Below are 24099 nucleotides of genomic sequence, written 5' to 3'. Positions count from 1 at the left end.
AGCAGTCAATCATCGACCTAGCTAGACAGCACTATGCCAAACACTACCCATTTGAGAGTCTCTCCGCGGTGGTTTCGTGATGCTAGGCTGTCAGATTGCTGAGTGCAATGCCTACGATGAGCGCGCCCAGAAGTGTCAGCCCGGTACCGCTGACCGTGCCCATATGGCGTTCGAGCCAGGCGTCCAAGCGTCGGAGAAGTGGATCTATCCGATGTCCCAAGCCCAAGCGGAACACGGTTAAAATCCCGGCCGGAGCCATCATGACTGCACAGTAAATGAAGATCCAGAGAACGATCGACTCCGCGGTCATCTCAGCGTCAGTCATTGCAACGATTGCTCCGACGTAGGGGACCATCGTGGCGAACTCAATGCCGAACACTAGAAGGGCAAGCCGGACAAGACCCCGAGAAGAACCAGCTGTCATCGCTTCGTTCCGCCACCGAAATAGCGAGTTGCCGGAATCCATTTCTACACCCCGAAGGTTGCGGATGAGCAGGGTGAGTCCGAACGCGATGATAAGGGCGCCGATTGTTGTCTGACCACCGACAAGCAATGCGTCGGGTGCGGACGAAATCCAGGATTGGAATGCGTTAAAGAGGGATGCTGCTCCGGCCGCCACGGCCAAACCCATAGCAAAGTATGCCAATGTCAGTGTCAGCAGGTAAGAGCCGATGCGTGTCTTGCTGAGACGCCCCGGAGACAGCAACAACCACAAGGGTATGAGGGATGTGCCGAGACTAGTGCTGTCGATCAGTGCCAGGCCAATTATAAGGAAGGCCAGGGGTGCAGTCATGCCAAATGTCCTCGGGTCGTAGTCATACCGAGGTCGATAATATCACAGCTGACATGCATAGCAGAAATAACAGATATAACTGTGATCTCTGCTATTTATTATACTGTTGAAGCTCATTCGGGTCAATAGTTCTGGGAATGTTTCATCTAATAGTTATGACATATTTACGTGTTATTCCTGGTATCCTATTTACTGACTGACGGTTAACGTTCCCGGTGTATTCCCTGGGTGAACCAGAATCAACGCACCGGACGGCGTCAATGCACATGAGTTGACGTTCAGTTGAGATCCGAGAGTTCAGTTCCGCTACGAATCAGATGTCTACGGAGATGCTATGGAACACAAGAAGTTGACCCTGACGGGTGCGCAAGAGGAGTTCTGGTACAGCCAGTTACTTGCCGGCGGCAGAGACGGACGATACGTGAGAGAATTCGTCGACATCTTTGAGGACGTCAATCTAGCGAAAATGGAGGAGGCTCTGCGTCGAGTCGTCCTTCGAACTGAGTCACTTGGCCTGGTGATCGACATTGCAAACGCTTTGCCCCAGCAACGCCTTCGGCGGACTCGCCCGAATGTACACGCATTGGATTTCTCCGGTTCGTCTAACCCGGAGGGCGCGCTTGATCAGTGGCTTGTCCCGTGGCATGATCAGCTATCACCGCTAGACTCAGGCCATAGTCACGTCTTCGTCGTCGCTCGCCTGCGGCCCGACCACTATCGCGTTGATTTCGCGGCACATCACTATCACCTCGACGGTTATGCCGGTGCACTTATCGTGCGTGAAGTCATGCTCGCCTACCAGGCGCCTACCAGTGAATCACCAGCTGCCTCAAACTCCAGCATCGGTGACTTAGAAGGGTTTATTGAGCGAGACCATCAGTATCGTGAGTCAAATCATTTGGCTAGGGACCGAGAGTACTGGTGGGGTCAAATGGAGCGACTCAGGCGACGCGCAAGCTTGAGCGGTGCCCCGCCGATCCGCGCTACGAGCAATCATATTGTTCGCTCTAATATGCCCAGCGATTTGCTCAATAGAATCAAGGGCACTGGAAAATCAATTCCTGCAACCTTACTTGCGGCTGCGGCCGCCATGTTGCATCCGCTAGTGGGTGACGGAGATATACCCGTTGGTCTGGCGCTTGCTGCTCGATTCTCCAGAAAAGATCGTGAGACGTCAGCGACTGCCGCGAACATCCTCCCGGTTCCGATTCATGTCACTGCTGCTATGACCTTCGAAGAGGTTGTGGTCGCTGCTGAAGTTGGACTGGCTGGAGTGCTAAGCCTCGATCCACCGACGCGGGTTCAGGCCGGAGTGTGATTCCGGAAGCACCGGGTGAATCGATTTTGGGCGTGAGGAAGTAACCGGCCTCGCTGCCGGTGGTGTTCCACTGTTGGTCCTTCGGTCGTGCCGGGGCGCAGCGTTCGGTCGGTTGGCTATGCCGATTGTGGTGGCGGGTGGATGGCGGTGAAGAGCCGTTCGAGTCCCTGTTGCCAGGGCCAGGCCTCGGGCAGTCTGATTCGAATTTTGCGGGCGCTGGAGGCGATTCGGGCCGGGATGTTCACGAGTCTGGCCCGGATGGTGCCGGTGCGGGCTTTGGTGAAGGTGCCGGCGGCGAGGATCCCGGCGGTGCGGGTGAGGTTGTAGGCCATCACCGCGCAGACCAGCCAGGCGCTGTTGGCCCCGAAGTGGCCGGAGGGCAGGTGGGCCAGGGCGCTGTCTTTCAGGTCGGCGTTGACTTGCTCGATGATCGCGTGTTGCCGGTGGGTCCGGTCCGCGGCCACCGTGTCCAACACTTCCGGATCCACGGTGGTGAAGAAGGCGTGGAACCGGTGCGTGTCGAACAACGTCGGCTGCCCGTCGTCCTGCCTGAGGTTCAGTTCTGGGATGCGGCGCACCACCAGCCGTCCGGGGATCCGTTCGGCTTTCTTTCTCGAGGTGAACGCGGTGAAGGACACCTCGGCGACCTCGGCTTTGGAGGCCCAGGTGCCGGTGGTCTCGTCGTAGATCGCCTCGGGGTATTCGATGCCGGTCCAGGCATCGTCGGCGATGGTGGCGATGGCGGCCTTGACCGCCAGATTCATCCGCACGGTGACCGAGACGTCGGCACCGGCTTTCAACGCGGTGGCCACGGTGGCGTGCCCGTAGAAAGCCGAGTCGGCACGGACCAACATCCGGGCGCCAGAGTCCGGAGGCAGTCGCTTGAGCGTGGCCAGCGCGTCGGCGATCAACCGGCAGGCCCCGCGTGGGGAGCCCACCGCTCCGCGACGCAGACGCTGACCCAAGATCACCGGGGCCGCAGTCTCGGTGCTCGCCGTGGCCAGCAAGGCGTTGAGTCCACGCACGCCCGAGTATCCGTACCCGGAGCCCTGCTTCTGATAGCCGTGGACCTCGATGATCGTGTCGTCCACATCCACATAGACGAACTGTCCGGCGCCGGGGCTTCCCAGCACCGATGCCCTGACGGAGAGGTTGGCCAACAGTCCGGAGGCGACCGCGTCGAGCTGGCGGACGTGCCCGAAGGTGAACGCACGCAGGAACGAACCCAGGGTCGAGGGCGCGTAGCAGGCGTTGAAGATTCGTTTCATCGCCCCGTGGCGCAGGATGGCCATGTCGTCGATCGAGTCGGCTCCGGCGCACATGCCGGCCACCAGGGCCGCGATCTTGGCCCCGGCGTTGGCGCCCTTGTCGGTCGGCACCGTCAATCGCCCCTTGGCCAGCTGGTGCAGGCCGGCCTCGGCGGCCAGCTCCATCATCGGGACCAGTCCGGCGGAGCCGATGAGGTTCGGCTCGTCGAAGGAAGCTGACAGTGCGGAACGGGTGTGGGAAACTTGCATCTGCGAGATGCCCTCTCATCGCGGTGGAACGGAACCCTGAACAAGTGCCATTCTTCCCGGTCAGACGGGCATTTCGTTCTTAATTACGTACCAGTACCAAGCATGCTCATCGGTGGATCAAGGCTAAGGCATCAGCGTTACCGAGCATCGCGCCTTGGCCGGGATCTATGCCTCGAGTCAGGGGTGACCGAACTAGCAGGTCTTACGGTGAACTATATGGGTTCGTTTGATTCGGGACTCGAAGGAATCAAAAGTCGGCTCACTGTTGTAAACAACGGCTTGACTGACGACGCCTTCGTCTCTGTGTACCACCCGGAAGGTGACACTACTGAAGCTCTCTGGTATACAAATGATCAGATGCACGGCGAGCCAGGAACACGGCGACAGCTGCAACAGTTCATCAGGTCGTTGGTTGCTGTGGTGGATGATCCGCATCAGTTTGTCGGCAATGTGGATTTGGTCGGTGATGAGTTACGCGGCCAGCTGGAGTCGTTCAATGAGACCGGGGTTGCTGAGGTCCCTGTTGTGTTGCCGGATTTGTTTGCTCAGCAGGTGTCTTTGCATCCACATCGGCCGGCGGTGAGTGGGGCTGATGGTGGGCTGACGTATGAGCAGTTGGATCGGGAATCTAATCGGGTTGCTCGGTATTTGATTGATCTTGGTGTTGGGCCAGAATCGATCGTGGCGATTATGTTGCCGCGGGGTGTTGATGCTTTGGTCGCCATTTTGGGTGTGATCAAGGCTGGTGGTGCGTATCTGCCTGTGGATCCGGAGTATCCTCTGGAACGGATTGATTACATTCTGAATGATGCGTGCCCGAGTTTCGTGGTGGCGAGTTCGTCGAGGGGTTCTGGTCGTTCCGGCGAGATTCTGGTTGAAGATCGTCCGTGGCGCGATGTTTCTGACAGTGCTGTTGAGCAGCAGGACCGGGTTCGTGCTTTGGGCGTGGACGATCCGGCTTATTTGATTTATACATCCGGGTCAACTGGTAAGCCCAAGGGGGTTTTGGTCACTCACCGCGGCCTCGCCGATCTTGCTGGTCAGCAGCGGCGTTCGCTGGAAGTAGGTTCGAATAGTCGTGTCCTTCAGTTCGCATCGCTGAGTTTTGACGCTGCGGTGTATGAGATTGTCATGGCTTGGTGCAACGGTGCATGTCTGGTTGCAGTGGGATCTGCAGAATTGGTTCCAGGGACGACTTTGGCCGCAACGGTGGAGCGAGAAGGCGTGACCCACGCATTGCTGACGCCGAGCGTTCTGAAAGTATGCGACCCAGACCATTTTTCGACGCTTCGCTTTCTCGCGGTTGGCGCTGAAGCCTGTTCTGCGGAGCTGGTTCAAGAGTGGGCGCCAGGTCGGCTTATGGTCAACGCCTATGGCCCTACTGAAGACACCGTCAACTCCACGATCACGGGTGCGTTGGTGCCGGGGGAGGATGCGCCGAGTATTGGTCGGCCGTTCCCGGGAACGTCGATTTATGTGTTGGATGGGAATCTGAATCCGTGTCCGGTCGGGGTGACCGGTGAGCTGTTTATTGCTGGTATCGGGTTGGCGAGAGGTTATTTCCGTCGGCCGGGTCTGACGGCTGAGCGGTTCATTGCTGATCCGTTTGCTGGTGATGGTGCTCGTATGTACCGTTCGGGCGATCTTGCTCGTTGGAATGAGCACGGTGAGGTGGTCTTTGAGGGTCGGAATGACGATCAGGTGAAGATCCGTGGTTTCCGTGTGGAGACTGGTGAAGTAGAAGCTGCGTTGCTTCGGGTGCCGGGGGTGGCTCAGGCGACCGTTATGGTGCGTGAGGATATGCCTGGGCATCGTCAGTTGGTCGGGTATGTGGTTGCTTCGGGTGCTGATGTTGAGCCGGCATTGGTTCGTGAGCAGTTGCGGCAGTGGTTGCCGGATTACATGGTTCCTGCTGCGGTCGTTGAGTTGGAGAAGATTCCGTTGACGCATAACGGCAAGACTGATTTCCGGCAGTTGCCGCGACCGGAGTTGGATGATGCTCGGCTGATTGTGGAGCCTGAGTCAGAGACTGAGCGGGTTCTGGTGCAGTTGTACTCGGAGGTCTTGGGATTGGACTCGGTGAGTACTGATGAGTCGTTCTTTGCTTTGGGCGGGGACTCGATTACGGCGATTCAACTGGTCAACCGCATACGGGCGCGTGGTCTATCAGTGAAACCTGCCGATGTCTTCTCTTCCCCAACTGTGAGGGATCTGTCGTCTCACATCAGTGAGGCGGACGCCGAGGGACCAGATTCCGCGGTCGTATTAGGAGGTACTTCAACTGAGGAGACCGGTGAATCTATCTCCACGTCTGAGGCATCGTCTGGCGATAAGACCGAGCTCTTGCCGCTAACCGGCCTGCAGGCGGGCGTCCACTCGTTGAGCCTAATTGAAAGGGACTCGTCGCCCGGCGTTTACAACGTGGGACTCGCTATCGGGCTGAGTGGCAAGATGGACATTCTTCGACTGCGGGAGGCGTTCAAGGGCATAGTCAGTCGACATGATTCGTTGCGAGCAACTTTCGTTGCTGATGAAATTGGTGTCATTTCACAGCGAGTGGCAGCACGCAGCAATCTTGGTGACGAGTTTTCTCTGGCATGGGAACCAGTGAAGTCTGGCCAGGAGGCATGGCTTTCGGCCGAAGCCCAGCGTTTGGTTCCTTTTGATTTGGAGAAGGGGCCATTGATCCGTGCTGGCTTGTTCAGTCTTCCTTCTGGAGACGAGCATGTACTTTCTCTAGTGATTCATCACATTGTGATCGATGGGTGGTCTATACCGATTCTTCTGCGTGATCTGTTTGCGGCTTATGCTTACGGACCGGAATCATTCACGACCCCGTCTGTTCCGTTGCGGAAGTTCTATGAGTGGTATTCCGGCTTGGATAAGGACGCCGCTCGAGATCGTTGGATGCGAGCATTGGAGGATGTTGATCAGCCTTGCCTCGTTGCACCAGACGCTGGGGCTGACAAGTCTTCCCTGCATCAGCTAACCACAGTGGAGTTGCCAGATGAGCTTACGGCTTCGATCCGTGGGACTGCTCAGAAACTGGGCGTCACGACGAACATCATCCTAGAGACTACGTGGGCGATGGTGCTGTCACACATCACAGGTGAACCCACTGTTGTGTTCGGAGAGCCAGTGGGCTGACCCCGTTTTCTAGGTCCATTCGTTATGTGAGTCCTGACCCCCGCGCTCGCGGGGAGAATGGATCACACGATGAGCAAACAAAGAAGGCGTCACACCCCGGAGCAGATCGTCCGGAAACTCGGGCAAGCCGACCGGCTCCTGGGCGAGGGCAATACGATCGCCGATGCCTGCCGCGAGCTCGGGGTTACCGAGCAGACCTATTATCGGTGGCGAAACCAGTACGGCGGCATGAAAGCCGACGACGCGAAACGGCTCAAGGAGCTCGAGAAGCAGAACGCGACCCTGAAGCGGTTGCTTGCCGAAGCAGAGCTCGAGAAGGCTGCTTTGAAGGAGTTGGCTGAGGGAAACTTCTAGGCCCGGGTAGGCGTCGCGCCGCTATCACGCACCTGATTCGCACCTTGCAGATCAGTGAGCGCATGGCGTGCCGCCTGGCCGGGCTTTCCCGCTCCGCATGGCGGCGGCCGCTCCGAGGCGACACCCCGGCAGACCCTGACCAGGCGCTGCGCGACTGGCTCCGGAAGTTTGCGAAGAACCACCCACGTTGGGGGTACCGACGTGCGTACCATGACGCGCGTGCTGAGGGCTGGAATGTGAACCACAAGAAGGTACAACGCTTGTGGCGTGAAGAAGGGCTCCGGGTGCCGCAGAAACGTCGGCGGAAGCGGGTGGGGTCATCAACTGCTGACGCCCCCAAGGCGGCTGCGCCGGGCGTGGTGTGGGCGGTTGATTTCCAATTTGATGTCGATGAGCGCGGCAAAGCGATCAAGATCTGCTCCATCGTGGATGAGCACACCCGCGTGTGTTTGGGTGGTCTTGTGGAGCGGTCGATCACCGCAGAGCGATTCATCGAGCATCTCGAGGAACTCGTCGCTGAGCATGGGGCACCGATGATGCTGCGAAGTGACAACGGGCCGGAGTTCATCTCGGATGCCGTTGCAGACTGGGCTGGCACGAGAACCGGGTTGTCGTACATCCCGCCCGGTCAGCCCTGGCGAAACGGATACGTTGAGTCGTTCAACTCGAGGCTCCGCGACGAGTGTCTGAACATCAACAGCTTCTACTCGCTGCTCCATGCACGGGTCGTGATCAGCGACTGGAAGCACGAGTACAACCACGAGCGCCGACATTCCTCGCTGGGGTACCTGGCCCCGGTCGAGTACGCTCGATCCTGCACCCACACGTTCGAAGAAACCGACTCGCATACTGAGCGGACCTAACTACGGGGGCGGCCCACCAGTCTCTGGACGCGAAGGAGACTTCGAGGGCGTGCATGATCTTGTTGGCATGCTTCTCAATACTGTTCCGGTAAGTCTCACCGTTCGAGGTGACGCGACCCTGGCCGAGCTGATTCGGGAACGTTTGGATCGGCATATTAGTACTTTGGACCATCAGCATCTTCCGTTGACGGAAATAGCTCATGCGATTGGGAAGAAGACTCTGTTTGATTCCCTGTTCGTCTTCGAAAACACACCAGGACGGGACGAATCGTATCCGAGTATCCCCGGGGTTGCCGTGGGGGAAGTCAAATCCCTTGATAGCACGTCATACCCGTTAACGGTCATGGTCGTACCTGAAGGTGGTTTGTCGATCGTTGTTGATTATCGGTCGGATGTGTTCTCTGCTACGGAAGTTGCTGCGTGGATGTCTGCCTGGCAGCGGGCGTTGGTTGCTGTGGTGGATGATCCGCATCAGTTTGTCGGCAATGTGGATTTGGTCGGTGATGAGTTACGCGGCCAGCTGGAGTCGTTCAATGAGACCGGGGTTGCTGAGGTCCCTGTTGTGTTGCCGGATTTGTTTGCTCAGCAGGTGTCTTTGCATCCACATCGGCCGGCGGTGAGTGGGGCTGATGGTGGGCTGACGTATGAGCAGTTGGATCGGGAATCTAATCGGGTTGCTCGGTATTTGATTGATCTTGGTGTTGGGCCAGAATCGATCGTGGCGATTATGTTGCCGCGGGGTGTTGATGCTTTGGTCGCCATTTTGGGTGTGATCAAGGCTGGTGGTGCGTATCTGCCTGTGGATCCGGAGTATCCTCTGGAACGGATTGATTACATTCTGAATGATGCGTGCCCGAGTTTCGTGGTGGCGAGTTCGTCGAGGGGTTCTGGTCGTTCCGGCGAGATTCTGGTTGAAGATCGTCCGTGGCGCGATGTTTCTGACAGTGCTGTTGAGCAGCAGGACCGGGTTCGTGCTTTGGGCGTGGACGATCCGGCTTATTTGATTTATACATCCGGGTCAACTGGTAAGCCCAAGGGGGTTTTGGTCACTCACCGCGGCCTCGCCGACTTCGTAAACGCTGAATCCGCGGCTTTCGGCGTTGGTCCTGGTCAGCGGTTCATGCACATGGCATCAACCAGCTTCGATATCTCCGTCGAGGAAATTTTCGTCACCCTCTGTTCCGGCGCGGAACTGTCAATTGTCGAAGGGGCCAAGTCTTCTGTAGATGCAGATTTGACCACGACCATTCGCAAGGTCAAGCCCACCCACATGTCTCTAACCCCCGCCCTGTTGGCAACCGTCGATCCTGACGAGGTTCCTGAAGGTTTGGTCGTTGTCGTTGGCGGAGAAGCCTGCACTTCGTCCCTAGTCGACGACTGGTCGAAGCATCACTCACTTTTCAACACATATGGTCCGACGGAGAATTCTGTGGTGTCGACATTGACGGGTGCGTTGGTGCCGGGGGAGGATGCGCCGAGTATTGGTCGGCCGTTCCCGGGAACGTCGATTTATGTGTTGGATGGGAATCTGAATCCGTGTCCGGTCGGGGTGACCGGTGAGCTGTTTATTGCTGGTATCGGGTTGGCGAGAGGTTATTTCCGTCGGCCGGGTCTGACGGCTGAGCGGTTCATTGCTGATCCGTTTGCTGGTGATGGTGCTCGTATGTACCGTTCGGGCGATCTTGCTCGTTGGAATGAGCACGGTGAGGTGGTCTTTGAGGGTCGGAATGACGATCAGGTGAAGATCCGTGGTTTCCGTGTGGAGACTGGTGAAGTAGAAGCTGCGTTGCTTCGGGTGCCGGGGGTGGCTCAGGCGACCGTTATGGTGCGTGAGGATATGCCTGGGCATCGTCAGTTGGTCGGGTATGTGGTTGCTTCGGGTGCTGATGTTGAGCCGGCATTGGTTCGTGAGCAGTTGCGGCAGTGGTTGCCGGATTACATGGTTCCTGCTGCGGTCGTTGAGTTGGAGAAGATTCCGTTGACGCATAACGGCAAGACTGATTTCCGGCAGTTGCCGCGACCGGAGTTGGATGATGCTCGGCTGATTGTGGAGCCTGAGTCAGAGACTGAGCGGGTTCTGGTGCAGTTGTACTCGGAGGTCTTGGGATTGGACTCGGTGAGTACTGATGAGTCGTTCTTTGCTTTGGGCGGGGACTCGATTACGGCGATTCAACTGGTCAACCGCATACGGACGGAGCTAAACCTCGACCTAACGGCTCGGCTTGTCTACAACAGCCCAAGCGTCGAGGCCTTGGCATCTTCATTGACTGCTGGTCTCGACGATGTAGATGAACCGCATGTATTGACGCTTCAGGATGGAAAAGGCGCACCCGTCGTCGCGATTCATCCTGGAGCCGGTACCGGGCACGTATATTCACGGCTACTACGGGTTATCCCACCGGACCGCCCCTTCTACGCGGTACAGGCACCGGAGTACTTCGGGGAGGCCTCGGACGCAAGTATCGAGATGCTTGCTCGACGCCATATGGATGGGCTTTCTGACGATGTGCAAAACTGGAACGAAACGACGCTGGTCGGATGGTCCAGCGGCGGAACGATTGCCGCAGAGATCGTTCGCCAGTTGGAAGAGCGTGGTGAAGCGATTGCGTCGTTGGTGGTTATTGATTCGGTGGACCCTGCCGTTTCTGGTGCGAACCAGACGAAAGTGACCGAGGCAGATATCGTGACTCTGCTTGCCCGGCACGCTGAAATCGGCTTGAGGGATCTTTCTCCTTCCGTGCTCAGCGGAGTCGACAGCTTCTATGCATGGGTAGAACAGAGTGGTGCAGCCGACATCCTTCCGCCTAAGGCAGATGCCCTCCGTATGGGCCGTTGCTTGGATGGAATGGAAGCGTTGCTAAACGGTCATGTGGATCCCGCCCATATCTCCGCTGACGTCATGGTCATCGTTGCGTCAAAGGGTGCTACCGCTGCACTTGACACAGAAGCCCATTGGCGTTATCGCGTTAACGGCGAGGTGAAGTCGGTCTCGGCCCCGACAACACATGACGAGCTACTGACTGAAGCTGGCGTTAGCAGTTTCGAAGATTCAATGCGCGCATGGCTCCAGTCTCACTAGATACAGAACCGATTTGAAGAACCATACCCCTAAAAGTGCGAGGAGATACTAAGATGAGTGCTCTAGACAACGAAAACGGATCCTTCTTTATTTTGGCGAATGAGAAGCTGGAGAAGTCACTCTGGCCTGAATTCAAGAACGTGCCGGATGGTTGGCATGTGGCCTTTGGTCCAGGTACTAGAGACGAGTGCTTGGCTTGGGTTGAAGAGGGGGCGCCAGTTGCTCAGAATGCCGATCGCTAGGAGCTCAATGACAGACCAGGTGCAAGCGTTGAAGTTCGTCGATAAAGCCGGTGCTTACTACGCGGAAAGCCTGGGATTTCCACCCGTGGCCGGCCGGACGTTGGCATACCTAGCCGTGAGCTCTCCGGCGGAACAGACGATCGCCGGACTAGCAGACGCTCTACTAGCCAGCAGAAGTGCAATCACTCAGGCCGTGTCATTGCTCAGCGAAAGAGGACTAGCCCGGCGCTATCGCGGTCGCGGGCAAAGGGTCGACTTCGTAGTCGCAAATCTTGACATCCAGCAATTCACCAGGGACTTGGACGGTGAGGCTTACGCCGATCAAGCCCAACTACTTGAGCAAGCTGCGCAACTCCTCGAAGCTGATGAGTCAGGTAGAAAACAGGCGCTTCAAGAGCTGAGCGAACTGTATCTCTTTCTCGCCGAGCGACTTCCAGAGTTAAAAGACGAATGGCTCGCTGTTCGAGCTCGTTTGCGGGAGCGGGATGGAGCCGCTGAAGGGAATCTTGACTCGACTGTGATTGTTGATTCTTCATGATCACTTCCACTTCAGTCGTTCTTCGAGCTATGCAACGAGATCGGGGAGAGTCCTTCGCTATTCTTAGGTCGCCGTGCAAGGGCTAATATCCCACGGGGTAGTCGTGTATGAATCGTTCGGAGACTTGGACGGCTTGTTGTTTGACGACGAGCTCGAATACGCGCAAGGTATGCTCAAGAAGCGAAGGTCGGAATTCGCGACGGGACGAATTTGCGCGCGGCGTGCACTCCAGAAGCTAGGGGTTCAGCCTGTGCCGATTCTGAAGGATGCTTCGGGCGCACCTCTATGGCCGGCGAACGTCGTTGGCAGTATCACGCATTGTCGCGGTTACCGAGCGGCTGCGGTCGGTACTGTTGGCGAATTCATGTCAATCGGAATCGACGCCGAGCCAGCTCAAGCACTTCCGGACGGCGTTCTGGAGCAAATTGCTATACCGAGTGAAGTATCTCGTCTCAGGCATGTTCAGCAAGAACTTGGTAGCGTGCCGGCAGGCAGGCTCCTTTTCTGCATCAAGGAAGCAATCTACAAAGCATGGAGTCCGGTGGAAAACGTCTGGCTTGACTATGACCAGGCCGAGGTGTGCATCTCGAGAGACGGATCCTTCGAAGCACTGATCGATCGAGGCCATTCGAAAGTCCAGATCTTTCCTGAGCTGGTCAAAGGGCGATGGAGACCGACGAAGAGTCACCTCTACGCAGCACTGATCCTCTAAGGAATTTTGACCGATGCTTACTCAAAGTTGAGACTACTCGGCATTAGGCCTGAGTCGTGCCAGATTTAGTGCGCAGTTTTTGAGACCAACGAGTCGAGCAGTTTCTGGGCGTCTGCGGGGATGGACGGAGCCGCGGTGAGCTGTTGCCCATTGATATCAATCGTGACCGTCCGCAACGGTCGTAGTACTTGAACAAGCTTCTTGATACTCACCCCAGTCACGTGTTGCAGATGACGAGCTACGGCCAGCGCGCAGAACACGATCGTCAAGTGCGCCTCGATCGAATCACGCTGATGATGGAACATCGGCCGAGCCCGGATATCACTCTTAGCCATCCGGAACGACTTCTCGACCTTCCACAGATCGTGATACGCAGCAACCACTGCGCCACCCTCCAAGACCTGCGGGCTAATATTCGTCACGTAGCCTTTCAAACCCAGTAGCTGTCTGGCTCGCTCGACCAGCGCCCAATCCACCCCGGGTTTCTTCCCGGTGAGTTTCACGAACCGGTCCTTGCGCACTGGCCGGGCCCCGGAGGCGACTTTCTCTGCTTTCTCGATCTGCTTATTCAACGAGTAGTTATCGCGCTTCTCACGCTGGAACGAGTAGTGATACACCACCCTGCGCGCCCTGGCATTAGTGCCGGTACCCATGGTGCGTGATGATTCCAGGACCTGCCCGTCGGTGAAGTAAGTGCCATGACGGTCGAAATGCTCCGCCAGGTCATACGGGGCTTTCGTGATCCTCGAGCCGACAATGAAAGAGAACCCCGCATCCTCCAAAGCATTGAGGTTGGCTGCTGAGAGCATCCCCGCATCAGCGACGACCACCAGATCCTTGACCTGGTGACGGTCTTGGAAAGACCGCAGCACCGGGACCAGGGTCAAGGTCTCGGCCTTGTTGCCTTCGAAACAGTGGATCTCTAAAGGGAACCCCTCACGATCCACCAGTAACCCGACCACGATCTGTGGATCGACTCTGCGTTCTTTACTCATCCCGACTTTGCGTAGCTCGTCTTCGTCATTGGCGTCGAAGTACAAGGTCGTGACGTCATAAAGCACCACAGACAAGCCAGCATGGCCTGCGGTCTTCAGGGCGTGCGCGTAGGCTGCCCGGCTGAACCCATCCCGCCAGTCCTGGCTAATGGATTCAGCCAGGGTACGCCAGATCGTGCGCAATGACGGGGCCTTCACGCCGAGTTCTTCCAGGACACGGATCGTGTCCGTTTTCGAGGTCGGCTCGATCAGTCGGGCTAACACCAGCTTCTGGAACACCGTGTTCCCCACCCCGGTGAAGCCCAGATGCTGATACGCGTCCTCCAACACGTTCCACAGCAGTTGAGCTGAGGAACCCGTCACCCTCGGCCCGATGAGCGCAACGCTGGGCTGAGCACCCGGTTGGTCCGGGGTGCTGGGAAGTTCGAGGTCGAGTTCTTCTTGATCCCCTGCGATCTTGGTTTTCGCGATATGAACCAGTGCGGCGATCTCGGCATCAGTATGCCCGGAGCCGATGTGTTCTACGATCTTCTGGATCCCGCGCTTGGTATGAGCAATCTGGACCGCGGTCGCTCCTGAAGCGGTCTTCACTTTCCGCACGAACAAGCCCACCTGCACAGTCTAGTCGGCACACGATTAGTGCGTAGATTCAGGAACCCGAACCGCGGAATATCAACGATCTACACCCCTCGACCACTTATTTTCAACAAACATGGCACGACTCAGGTTAGGGGTCCCAAACGGGCAGGCTTCGGGAAATCTCGTAGGCCAATGGGAGTGCCAGCACGTGCTTAAGTAGTGCCGCCTGTCCAGGGGATCATCGCATCCGCGCTGGGCCTGTGGCCTACTCAGAGCAAACACCATGCTCGTCAGTCGTGGCGAGCGCCAGCCTCGCGGCTCGACTGCTCCAACAGGGTGTAGGCCTCGCGGGAGATCGCCGTCCAGAGCTTGATCGCCAGCTGGGGAGCTGTTTCCTCGAGCGAAGCGATGATCTGGGCGGTCAGCACCCGGCACACCACCGCGTCGACAGCACGAACTGTGGTGAGCTGACGTCCGGTGCGACCCAGCGCGATCTCACCGAAGGTCATGCCGGGGGAGAGGAACACCGGTCGGTATCGTCGCCCGCCGGAGCCCTGCGAGGTGAGCTCCACCTGTCCGGACTCGATGAAGTAGATCCCGGCGAAGGGCTGGCCGGCACGCCGGATGACCTGGCCTGCTTTGAATGAGCGCCGGTCCATGAACGCGGTGAGCAGCTGGACGTCGTCGTCGCCCAAAAAGGCGAAGAGTTGCGACTGGTCGGGGCGCTGACGCCGATTCGGCAGCAGCTTGGGCTCGAACCGCTGCAGCACGCGCAGCTCGGCCCACTCCAGAGCGCGCGGCCGGGTATGGAACAGCCGGAACTCCCCGGTGACCTTGCCTGAGCGCACCAGTTGGGCACCACGGGTGGACTCGGCGGATTCCTCGCGCGGATCGGGCAGGGGATCGCCGGCGCGTTCGGCTGCCTCCACCATCAGGCCGGTGAGTCGATCGTCCTGGTCGATCAGCGCCAGATCGCGGTTCTCGGCCAGGAACTGCCGCACCAGGCGCACGAGGAGGTGAATGGCGGAGCGACCGAATTCGTCCACCGCGCGCAGATCCAACAGCACGGTGGTGATGTCCGGGTCGATCTCGGCCACCGTGTGCGCGAGGATCTCGGTCTCGGCGAAGCCCAGGTCGCCGGAAATCTCGATGACGTGGCCGTGCTTCCCCAGCCGTTCCAGGGCCTCGGACATACGGTGCGGCCGCGGCACACCCGAGGTCGATTCCGACAGCGCGTAGGAGGCGCGCAAGGTCGAGCGGCCCACCGGCGGTGCATCGCCGTAGTGGAGGCCCAGGTCAGCGGTGAGTTGCTTGACCGCGGCGGATCCGCGCACCGAGGTGCCGTGCTCATCCAGTGGTGGGGAATAGACGGCGATGCCGACCTGACCGGGGATCACCACGAGTAGACCACCGCCCACCCCGGATTTGGCGGGCAGGCCGACCTCGATCGCCCAGTTTCCGGCGTCGTCGTACATTCCGCAGGTGGACATCACCGCGAGGAGGCGGCTCGTGGTCGACGGCGAAAACACCCGATGCCCCGTGGCCGGATTCACGCCGCGATTGGCCAGGGTCGCCGCCATCATGGACAGCTGCTCCACCGTGAGCATCACAGAACAAGCCCGGAAGTAGTCCTGCACCACGGGCTCGGGGTCGGACTCGATGATGTCGAAGGAGCGCAGCAACCAGGCCAGCGCCCGGTTGCGGTGCCCGGTACGATCCTCCGCCTTGTAGATCTGGTCGGAAACTTTCAGCTCCCCGGTGCTGGCCGACCCGGCCGCGGCCTCGTTGTAGGTGTTCAGCAGCCGTCCCATGCGGTCGCGCCCGCCGCGGCCCTTGATCAGCCCCACGGTGGCAATGGCCCCGGCGTTGATCATCGGGTTGTCGGGCCGGCCGTCGGGCTGCAGGGAGATCTCGTTGAACGGGTCGCCGGAGGGTTCGACGTCAACCTTTTCCACCACGCGCTCGGCACCGAGATCGTCCACGGCTAGCCCGTAGGTGAACGCCTTGGAGATGGACTGGATGGCGAAGGGTACCTGGCAGTCCCCGGCCGAGTACTGGTTGCCGTTGATCGTGGTGAGGGTGATGCCGACGTGGTCGCGGTGCGGTTCGGCGGCGCTCAGCGTCGCCTGGTTGACCTCGCCGTCATCAATGGGACGAAGCCGGTCGATCAGTTCGTCGAGGTACTCCTGCAGCGGTGATTCCATTGGGTGGCGTCTCCATGGTCCGGGGCGGGCGGATGGTCGGTTGGTGAGACAACCGGGGCGTAGATTCCAGCCTAGTCGGTTGCGTCAGTATCCGGCGTCGGGGTCGACGACGCCGACAAGCTCAGCCGCATCCACCCTGGGCCCGGCCAGTCGTGCCTCGGCACGGCGCACCAGGTTCGCGGTGATCCTGTCCTGTAAGAGCGGGATGCACATCTGCGGGGTGTCGGCGGAGTGCGGGGTGATCAGCGCGTTCGGCTCCGCCCACAGCGGGTGCCCCTCGGGCAGCGGTTCCGGGTCGGTCACGTCGGTACCGACGGCGCGAATCTGCCCCTGCTGCAGCGCGGTCACCAAGGCGTCGGTGTCCACCAGGGACCCCCGGGCAATGTTGACCAGCACCGCGGTCTCTTTCATGCGTTCGAACTGGGTGGCACCGATCATCGCGCGCGTCTCATCGGTAGCGGCAGCGGCGAGCACGACGACGTCGGCGTCGGCCAGCACCTCATTCAGTCGCTGCGTGGTGACGGTGCGGTGCGCACCCTCCACCGGCTCATCCCGGCGCCGCACCACCGTGATGTGGGTGGTCCAGGCGCCCAGCAGCCGCACGATTTCGGTGCCGATGCCACCACCACCGACGACGACGGCGCGGGCATCATTGAGCGAAAACCCGGCTTTGCCACCCCACCGGGTGGCGCGGATCCGCTCGGGCAGCCGCCGCAGCAGTGCCAGGGTGAGCGCCAGCGCGTGTTCGGCCACCGGGCCGGCATAGCTGCCCTTGGCGGACGTAAACGTCACAGCGCGGTGGCGGCGGATCACCGGCAGGTAGGTCTCGATTCCGGCGGAGGGCAGTTGCACCCAGCTCACCTGCGGATTCGCGGCCAGCACCTCGTCGATGCGCTGCGGGTCGAGATGTTCAATGACGACGACACCGGTGGCCTGTCCGCTCTCGGGTGCCACCAGTTCGGCGTCGTGTTCGGCCACGGCCTGCACTAACAGCCGGTGCGCGTCCTCGTACACGGTGCCGGCAACCTCGTCCGAGCCGGGCAGGGAGATCAGGCGCTCGATGGGGGTGGTCATGCGCTTCATCGTGTCATATCACTGGGGCAACGGCCACGTGTGCACGGCGGCCGAGGAGACGGCGTGCTCGCGGTACAGTCCGACCAATTGGCCCAGCGCATCCGGACGCGCCAGTCCTCCCTCTTCGAGCCGGGCCAGCGTGCGGGTCATCCAGGTGGCACCGTTCTGGCCGTTGCGGGTGCGCCCGGTGAGCACCCCCAGATACCGGTCGATGCAGTGTTGGTCCACACCCAGGCTGATGAGCCCCTGTTCCGCGGCCGGCAGTAGGTGTCGGTCCAACAGCTCGGCTACGGGCACGTCCCCGAACCCGGGCCAATACACACTGGCTTCCAGACCCTGCCGCGCGCACCGGTAGAACCCGTCGGCCGCCGCCCTGAAACTCATGCGCTCCCAGGGGTTCTCCTCCGAGTCCACCAGGTAGCGCACCGCCCCAAAAAAGAACGCTGTGTTAGCCGTCATGTCCAGCACCGTCGGTCCGGCCGGCAGTAGCCGGTTCTCCACGCGCAGGTGTGCCTCGCGCTGATCGTTACCCGGATCATAAATGGGCCGGTTCCACCGGTAGACGGTCCCGTTGTGCAGGTTCAGCTCCGGCAGCAACGGCGCTCCGCGCCCCGTCGTCGTCGCCCCCTCCGATTGCTCCGGCAACAGGGCGGGGAAGTAGTCCACGTTCTCCGCGAACAGCTCCTCGATCCCGGAGATCCAGCGTTCCCCGAACCACACCCGCGGCCGCACTCCCTGGCGGGCATACTCCGGGGCACGGTCATCAATCGCCTGCTGAAACACCGGAATCCGAGTCTCGTGCCACAGCCGGGATCCGAGAAACAGTGGCGAGTTCGCGGCCAGGGCGATCTGCGCTCCGGCAATGCACTGCGCCGCATTCCACACCGCCCCGAACCGCTCGCGGGTGACCTCGAGGTGGATCTGCATCGAGGTGCAGGTGGCCTCCGCCGCAATGTCCTGGGCGTAGTAGGAGAGGTGCTCATCGGCGCCGTGAATGTCGATCAGAATGTCCTCGCCCCGGGCGGTGAGAATCGCATCATTCAGCGCGGCGAAACGGTTGCCGGGGCTGATCCATGCGTCTCCCACAATGTCGTCGCCGAGCACCGACGGCAGAATCCCGACCGGCACCACGAAGGCTCCATGGCGCGCGGCGTGTTCGTGGGCCACCAGTAACTTCTCGCGCAGGGAATCTTCCAGTTCGCGTAGCCCCGTCCCGGCGATCTCCACGGTGGGATGGTTCAGTTCGATGGTGAACCGTCCCAGCTCTGGGTCGAAACCGTGCTCGCCGAGAGTCTGGAGCACATCGGCGTTCACCATGGCTGGACGGTTGGCCTCATCCACCAGGTTCAGCTCCAGTTCCAGGCCGATCATCCCGCGTTCGGAAAACCCGTCCTGGGCCAGGTAGGCACGTAGCTGCTCCGCGGAGTCCGCTAGCAGCTCTCGGTACCGGCTGCGGGCCGAGCGCGAATAGGTTTGTGCTTCCACTTCTGCTCCCATGTCCACATTCTGAACCACATCAGCCTTCGCCGTCTCCGGTTGGAGGACTCGGGGAAGCGGGTCGTTGACCTCCGACGTCTAGGGGGTTACAAATGAACGAACCTGAGAATATGCTCAATCCATGATGATGGTGGTCACATCGTCGTTAAACCGCCAACAGGGGAAGTGTTGCCTGTGAAGAACCCCGCTTCGACACGACGTCGGTGGCTCACGGTCTCGGCCGTGCTAACCACGTCAACGCTGCTGCTTGCCGGGTGCTCCGGCGACGACGGCACCCCGGTGCTCACCTGGTACACCAATCCCGACGACGGCGGACAGGCGGAAATTGCCGCCCGCTGCACCGATGCTGCCGAGGGCCGCTATCGCATCGAAACCTCGGTGCTCCCGAACGATGCAGCCTCTCAGCGCGAGCAGCTCACCCGCCGCTTGGCCGCCGGCGACACCACCATGGACATCATGAGCCTGGACCCGCCGTTCATCCCGGAACTCTCCGAACCCGGATTCCTGGCGCCGGTGCCCGACGATGTGGCTGCAGCGACCACCGAGGACACGCTCGACGGCGCGCTGGCTGGTGCCATGTGGAAAGACGAGATCGTCTCGGTGCCGTTCTGGGCCAACACCCAGCTGCTCTGGTACCGCAAGTCGGTGGCCGAAACTGCCGGCCTGGACATGGATCAGCCGGTCACCTGGGAGCAGCTGATCGACGCCGCCCGCGACCAAGAGAAGTACCTGGGCGTGCAGGGCGCGAACGCCGAATCGATGACCGTGTGGGTCAACGCGCTGGTGGCCTCGGCTGGCGGGCAGATCCTGCAGAACCCGGAGGCCGGCGCTGATGAACTCGTCACCGACCTGGACTCCGACGCCGGGCGCGCCGCTGCGGATGTTGTGGGCACCATCGGCTCGGAAGGTCTCGGTGGCCCCGGCTTGCCCACCCAGGCGGAGAACGAATCGATGCTGCTGTTCCGCGGCGACAACGGCTCGTTCATGGTGAACTGGCCGTTCGTCTGGCCCGCCACGAACGCGGCCGCCGAGGAGGGCGCGGTGCCCGAAGACCTGATCGACGACATCGGCTGGGCCGTCTACCCTCAGATGAGCGAAGGCCAGGAATCGGCGCCTCCGCTGGGCGGAATCAACCTCGGCGTCGGGTCCGAATCACAAAACCAAGACCTGGCGTGGGACGCGATCCAGTGCATCGTGGAACCGGAAAACCAGTCCTACTACTTCATCTCCAACGGCAACCCGCCCGCCTCGGCGTCAGCGTATGACGATCCGGAGATCGAGGAGATGTTCCCGATGGCGGACACCATCCGGGAGTCCCTGGACCAGGCGGTGCCGCGCCCGCAGACCCCGTACTACAACGAGGTCTCGACGGCGATCCAGGACTCGTTCACCCCGCCCAGCCAGGTTGCCGAAGGCACGGCCGTGGAGACGGGGAACTTCATCGAGAAGGTGCTCAGAGGGGAGGCCCTGCTGTGACGACCGAATCGACCGCGCAGCCGGCGGCATCACGGAAGAAATCAGTGCGACCGGTCAAATCCAAGCGGACCAAGGCCGAGGCCCGACTGGGCTGGTGGCTGGCCGGACCGGCGTTCTTCATCATGATCGCTGTCATCTTCTATCCGCTCATGCAGGCGCTGTGGGACTCCCTGTTCTCCTACCGGCTCACCGCCCCTGATGACCGCGAGTTCGTGGGGCTGAACAACTACCTCACCATCCTCACCGATTCGGTGTGGTGGTCCGGCTTCGCCGTCACCGTGCTGATCACCGTGGTCACCGTGGCGGTCGAGCTGGTGCTCGGCTTCGCCCTTGCCCTGGTGATGCACAAGGCGATCACCTCCACCCGCGGGTTCGTACGCACCGTGATTCTGGTGCCGTACGGTATCGTCACCGTCGTCTCCGCCTACGCCTGGTATTACATGTTCTCCATCGACTCGGGGTACATGAATAACTGGATGGGGTGGGTGCCCGGCGTGGATTCCGATCTGAACTGGTTCGCCCAGGCCGGATCCGCGTTGACCGTGATCATGCTCTCCGAGATCTGGAAGACCACCCCGTTCATCTCGTTGCTGTTGTTGGCGGGTCTGGCCCAGGTGCCCGAGGAGCTCAGCGAGGCCGCAGCCGTTGACGGCGCGACCTGGCGTCAGCGCCTGTGGAAGGTGATCCTGCCGAACATGAAGGCGGCCATCATGGTGGCGGTGCTGTTCCGCGCCCTGGACGCCTTCCGCATCTTCGACGCCGTGTTCATCATGACCAACGGTGATTACGGTACCGAGGTGCTCTCGCTGTTGGCCTACCGCACCTCGATCGTCCGTTTGGAGATCGGGCTCGGCTCCGCGGTCTCTGTGCTGCTATTCCTGTGCGTGGCGTTGTTGGCGTTCATCGCAGTCAAGGTCTTCAAAGTCGACCTGGCCCGAGGTCAGGGAGGGAAATCATGAGCGCAGAAGTGACGACGACGTCTGGCACCGCACAGCAGGGCGGCAAGCCGAAGCGGTCCGGTCGCGGCAGAATGGTGGCCGGCTGGTGGATCCTCACCGCCTTCATCACCGTGTGGTGCCTGTTCCCTGTCGCCTCGATCCTCACCACCAGCTTCAAGACGCCGGGGGATCTGTCCAACAACCAGTTCCTTCCGACCAGCTGGTCGACCATGAACTACGAGGAGATCATTACCGGCGCCTCCCGTGAGCTGTTCCTCACCGCGCTGTGGAACTCGATCGGGATCTCGGTGATTGCCACCTTCATTGCCGTCGTGTTGGCCACCCTGTGTGCCTACGCCATCGCCCGGCTGAACTTCCCGGGCAAGCGCGTAGTGCTCACCGTCTCGCTGATGGTCTCGATGTTCCCGGTGATCTCCCTGGTCACCCCGCTGTTCAATATGTGGCGTACCATCGGGCTCTACGACACCTGGCTCGGATTGATCATCCCGTACCTGTCACTGACGCTTCCGATCGCCATCTGGACACTGGCCGCGTTCTTCCAGCAGATCCCCTGGGAGCTGGAACAAGCGGCCCAGGTCGACGGCGCCACCCCGCTGCAGGCGTTCCGCAAGGTGATCGTGCCGCTGGCACTGCCCGGCGTGTTCACCACCGCGATCATTGCGTTTTTCATCGCGTGGAACGACTTCGTCTACGGGATGTCGCTGACCTCTTCGGAGGCGGCGAGAACCGTGCCCGCCGCGCTCGCGTTCTTCTCGGGCGCCTCCCAGTTCGAATCACCCACGGGAGCCATCTCGGCTGCCGCTATCATCGTCACGATCCCCATCGTCATTCTCGTGGTCCTGTTCCAGCGCCAGATCGTTGCCGGTCTGACCTCGGGCGCGGTCAAGGGCTAGAAGAAAGTAGGAGCACTGATGGCATCCATCACCCTGAACAACATCGTCAAGAAGTACGACGACGGCTTCCCGGCGGTCAACGATGTCTCCTTGGACATTGCCGACGGCGAGTTCGTGATTCTGGTCGGACCCTCCGGTTGCGGCAAGTCCACGCTACTGCGGATGATCGTGGGCCTGGAGGACATCACCTCGGGTGACATGATGATCGATGGCCGGCGGGTCAACGAGGCGGACCCCAAGGAGCGCAATCTGGCCATGGTGTTCCAGAACTATGCGCTGTACCCGCACCTGACCGTGTTCGAGAACATCGCGTTCCCGCTGCGGCTGGCGAAGCTGAGCAACTCCGAGGTGGACCAGAAGGTCCGCGAGGCCTCGGCGCTGTTGGAATTGGACGATCACCTCGACCGTAAACCGGCCAACCTCTCCGGCGGTCAGCGTCAGCGTGTGGCCATGGGCCGAGCCATCGTGCGTGAAGCCGATGCATTCCTCTTCGATGAGCCCCTGTCGAACCTGGATGCCAAGCTGCGCGGGCAGATGCGTGCCGAAATCTCGCAACTGCAGCGCCGTCTGGGCGTCACCTCGGTGTACGTCACCCACGATCAGACCGAGGCGATGACACTGGGCGACCGGGTGGCCGTGCTGAAAAAGGGCGTTCTGCAACAGGTCGCCTCACCACGGGAGCTCTACGAACAGCCGGCGAACCTGTTCGTGGCCGGATTCATCGGCTCACCGTCGATGAACTTCCTGCCCGCCACCCACAAGGAAACCGCCGAGGGGCACGTGCTCTCCTCGCCGATCGGTGACATTCCGATCCCGCAAGACAAGGCCGCCGCCGCCCTGGGCCGCGAGATTGTGCTGATCGGCCTGCGCCCTGAGTTCTTCGAGGATGCCTCGATGCTCGACGACGCCAAGCGTGCACAGGGCTCGGTGTTCCCCTCCACCATCAGCCATGTGGAGTGGCTGGGCCACGAGCAGTACGGCTACATCGACTACGAGCAGGACGAGCGGGTGGCTGACCGGCTCACCGCGCTGGCTCAAGAGCTCGACGCCGATGAGCTACGCCCGCAGGTGGTAGCCACCCTTTCGGCCGAGTCGCTGGCACGCCCCGGACAGCCGTTGGATCTGTGGGTGGACACCTCACGGATTCATATTTTCGACCCAGAGACCGGGGATAACCTGACCCGTGACCCGGAGCGTGGTGCGGAGTTGACTCGGCTCGCCGCCGAAGACCGGCAACGCGAGATCGAGATGGCGCAGCAACGCTGATGCGCACTGGCCCACGCTGACGCGCCCTTCAGGAGTCGTCGCGTAGCGCCTCGCGGTGTAGTTCGGCCTTCTCCACGTAGGCCTCCGCGTTGTTCTTGAGCGCGGCGAGTTCGTCCTCGGTGAGCTCGCGGCGGACCTTGGCGGGCACCCCGGCCACCAGGCTACGCGGTGGAATGACGGCCCCCTCGGTCACCAGCGCGCCCGCGGCTACCAGCGACTGCGCGCCCACGACAGCGCCGTTCATCACGGTGGCCGACATGCCGATCAGGCACCCGTTCCCCACGGTGGCGCCGTGCACCACAGCGGCGTGGCCCACCGAGACGTCGTCGCCGATGGTGCAGGGGAAACCCGGATCGGCATGGACCACCACATTGTCCTGCAGATTCGTACGCTCGCCCACGCGGATCGGCGCGGAATCGCCGCGCACGGAGACCCCATAGAACGCAGAGGACTGCTGGCCCAGGGCGACGTCGCCGCTCAGCGTGGCGGTTGGGGCCGCGAAAACGGTCTCGTGGAGCTGGGGAGTGGAACCGGACAGGGTGATGATGTGTGCCATCTCACCAGTCTACGGTGACGAAGTGGCGTCCCGTCGA

The 24099-nt window shown here is 60.6% G+C and carries 18 protein-coding genes; 11 read left to right on the top strand and 7 right to left on the bottom strand.

Features of this window, described 5'->3' with window-relative positions:
- Positions 1 to 82: 82 nt before the first annotated feature.
- Positions 83 to 793 (bottom strand): GAP family protein, encoded by a 711-nt coding sequence (locus O1A05_RS15165; protein WP_270105993.1) that lies wholly within the window; start codon positions 791 to 793, stop codon positions 83 to 85.
- 334 nt (positions 794 to 1127) lie between these two features.
- On the opposite strand from O1A05_RS15165, the gene O1A05_RS15160 reads away from it, so the two are divergent.
- Complete coding sequence (locus tag O1A05_RS15160) at positions 1128 to 2111, top strand: condensation domain-containing protein (RefSeq protein WP_270105992.1); 984 nt, start codon at positions 1128 to 1130, stop codon at positions 2109 to 2111.
- A gap of 116 nt (positions 2112 to 2227) precedes the next feature.
- Here O1A05_RS15160 and O1A05_RS15155 read toward each other — a convergent pair whose 3' ends face one another.
- The gene (locus tag O1A05_RS15155; protein ID WP_270105289.1) at positions 2228 to 3628 is read right to left on the bottom strand and encodes an IS1380 family transposase; all 1401 of its coding nucleotides are present in this window, start codon (positions 3626 to 3628) and stop codon (positions 2228 to 2230) included.
- 183 nt (positions 3629 to 3811) lie between these two features.
- Here O1A05_RS15155 and O1A05_RS15150 point away from each other — a divergent pair, with 183 nt between their 5' ends.
- From O1A05_RS15150 to O1A05_RS15125, 6 genes are all read left to right on the top strand, one after another.
- Positions 3812 to 6775, top strand: a complete 2964-nt coding sequence (locus O1A05_RS15150) for a non-ribosomal peptide synthetase (protein ID WP_270105991.1) — start codon at positions 3812 to 3814, stop codon at positions 6773 to 6775.
- A gap of 69 nt (positions 6776 to 6844) precedes the next feature.
- Positions 6845 to 7992 (top strand): IS3 family transposase gene (locus O1A05_RS15145; RefSeq protein WP_270107484.1). Its coding sequence is split into 2 segments (ribosomal slippage): positions 6845 to 7115 and positions 7115 to 7992, totalling 1149 coding nucleotides; the frame shifts between segments, so codons are not numbered across the junction.
- Positions 7993 to 8041: 49 nt separating this feature from the next.
- Entirely contained in the window at positions 8042 to 11071 is a 3030-nt protein-coding gene (locus O1A05_RS15140) for a non-ribosomal peptide synthetase (RefSeq protein ID WP_270105990.1), read from the top strand.
- 53 nt (positions 11072 to 11124) lie between these two features.
- Complete coding sequence (locus O1A05_RS15135) at positions 11125 to 11313, top strand: MbtH family protein (protein WP_270105989.1); 189 nt, start codon at positions 11125 to 11127, stop codon at positions 11311 to 11313.
- Between the two features lie 7 nt (positions 11314 to 11320).
- Positions 11321 to 11851, top strand: coding sequence for a GbsR/MarR family transcriptional regulator (locus O1A05_RS15130; RefSeq protein ID WP_270105988.1), 531 nt, complete (start codon positions 11321 to 11323; stop codon positions 11849 to 11851).
- Between the two features lie 103 nt (positions 11852 to 11954).
- Positions 11955 to 12563: a 4'-phosphopantetheinyl transferase family protein gene (locus O1A05_RS15125; protein WP_270105987.1), complete on the top strand. Its 609-nt coding sequence runs from the start codon at positions 11955 to 11957 to the stop codon at positions 12561 to 12563.
- A 65-nt stretch (positions 12564 to 12628) separates the two neighbouring features.
- Here O1A05_RS15125 and O1A05_RS15120 read toward each other — a convergent pair whose 3' ends face one another.
- The 4 genes from O1A05_RS15120 to O1A05_RS15105 form a co-directional block, all read right to left on the bottom strand.
- Entirely contained in the window at positions 12629 to 14170 is a 1542-nt protein-coding gene (locus O1A05_RS15120; protein WP_442867642.1) for an IS1634 family transposase, read from the bottom strand.
- 257 nt (positions 14171 to 14427) lie between these two features.
- Positions 14428 to 16341, bottom strand: coding sequence for a glutaminase A (gene glsA / locus O1A05_RS15115; protein ID WP_270105986.1), 1914 nt, complete (start codon positions 16339 to 16341; stop codon positions 14428 to 14430).
- Between the two features lie 84 nt (positions 16342 to 16425).
- Complete coding sequence (locus tag O1A05_RS15110; RefSeq protein ID WP_270105985.1) at positions 16426 to 17415, bottom strand: NAD(P)-dependent oxidoreductase; 990 nt, start codon at positions 17413 to 17415, stop codon at positions 16426 to 16428.
- A gap of 18 nt (positions 17416 to 17433) precedes the next feature.
- Positions 17434 to 18912 carry a glutamate-cysteine ligase family protein gene (locus O1A05_RS15105; RefSeq protein ID WP_270105984.1) on the bottom strand — a complete coding sequence of 493 codons (1479 nt, stop codon included), beginning with the start codon at positions 18910 to 18912 and terminating at the stop codon, positions 17434 to 17436.
- 222 nt (positions 18913 to 19134) lie between these two features.
- Here O1A05_RS15105 and O1A05_RS15100 point away from each other — a divergent pair, with 222 nt between their 5' ends.
- The 4 genes from O1A05_RS15100 (at position 19135) to O1A05_RS15085 (ending at position 23506) form a co-directional block, all read left to right on the top strand.
- A complete protein-coding gene (locus O1A05_RS15100; protein WP_270105983.1) occupies positions 19135 to 20388 on the top strand; it encodes an extracellular solute-binding protein in 1254 nt (417 codons plus the stop codon).
- On the top strand, positions 20385 to 21347 hold the full coding sequence (locus O1A05_RS15095; protein WP_270105982.1) for a carbohydrate ABC transporter permease: 963 nt from the start codon (positions 20385 to 20387) through the stop codon (positions 21345 to 21347). The genes O1A05_RS15100 and O1A05_RS15095 overlap by 4 nt, the downstream gene beginning before the upstream one ends.
- A 71-nt stretch (positions 21348 to 21418) precedes the next feature.
- Positions 21419 to 22240 carry a carbohydrate ABC transporter permease gene (locus O1A05_RS15090; RefSeq protein ID WP_270107615.1) on the top strand — a complete coding sequence of 274 codons (822 nt, stop codon included), beginning with the start codon at positions 21419 to 21421 and terminating at the stop codon, positions 22238 to 22240.
- 18 nt (positions 22241 to 22258) lie between these two features.
- Positions 22259 to 23506, top strand: coding sequence for an ABC transporter ATP-binding protein (locus tag O1A05_RS15085; protein ID WP_270105981.1), 1248 nt, complete (start codon positions 22259 to 22261; stop codon positions 23504 to 23506).
- 28 nt (positions 23507 to 23534) lie between these two features.
- On the opposite strand, the gene O1A05_RS15080 is transcribed toward O1A05_RS15085, so the two are convergent.
- Positions 23535 to 24062: a gamma carbonic anhydrase family protein gene (locus O1A05_RS15080; RefSeq protein ID WP_270105980.1), complete on the bottom strand. Its 528-nt coding sequence runs from the start codon at positions 24060 to 24062 to the stop codon at positions 23535 to 23537.
- Positions 24063 to 24099 lie beyond the last annotated feature (37 nt).

The sequence above is a fragment of the Citricoccus sp. NR2 genome (genome assembly GCF_027594385.1).
Taxonomy (GTDB): domain Bacteria; phylum Actinomycetota; class Actinomycetes; order Actinomycetales; family Micrococcaceae; genus CmP2.
The sequence above is the reverse complement of the archived record's forward strand: the minus strand, read 5'-3'. Positions and strand labels throughout refer to the sequence as shown.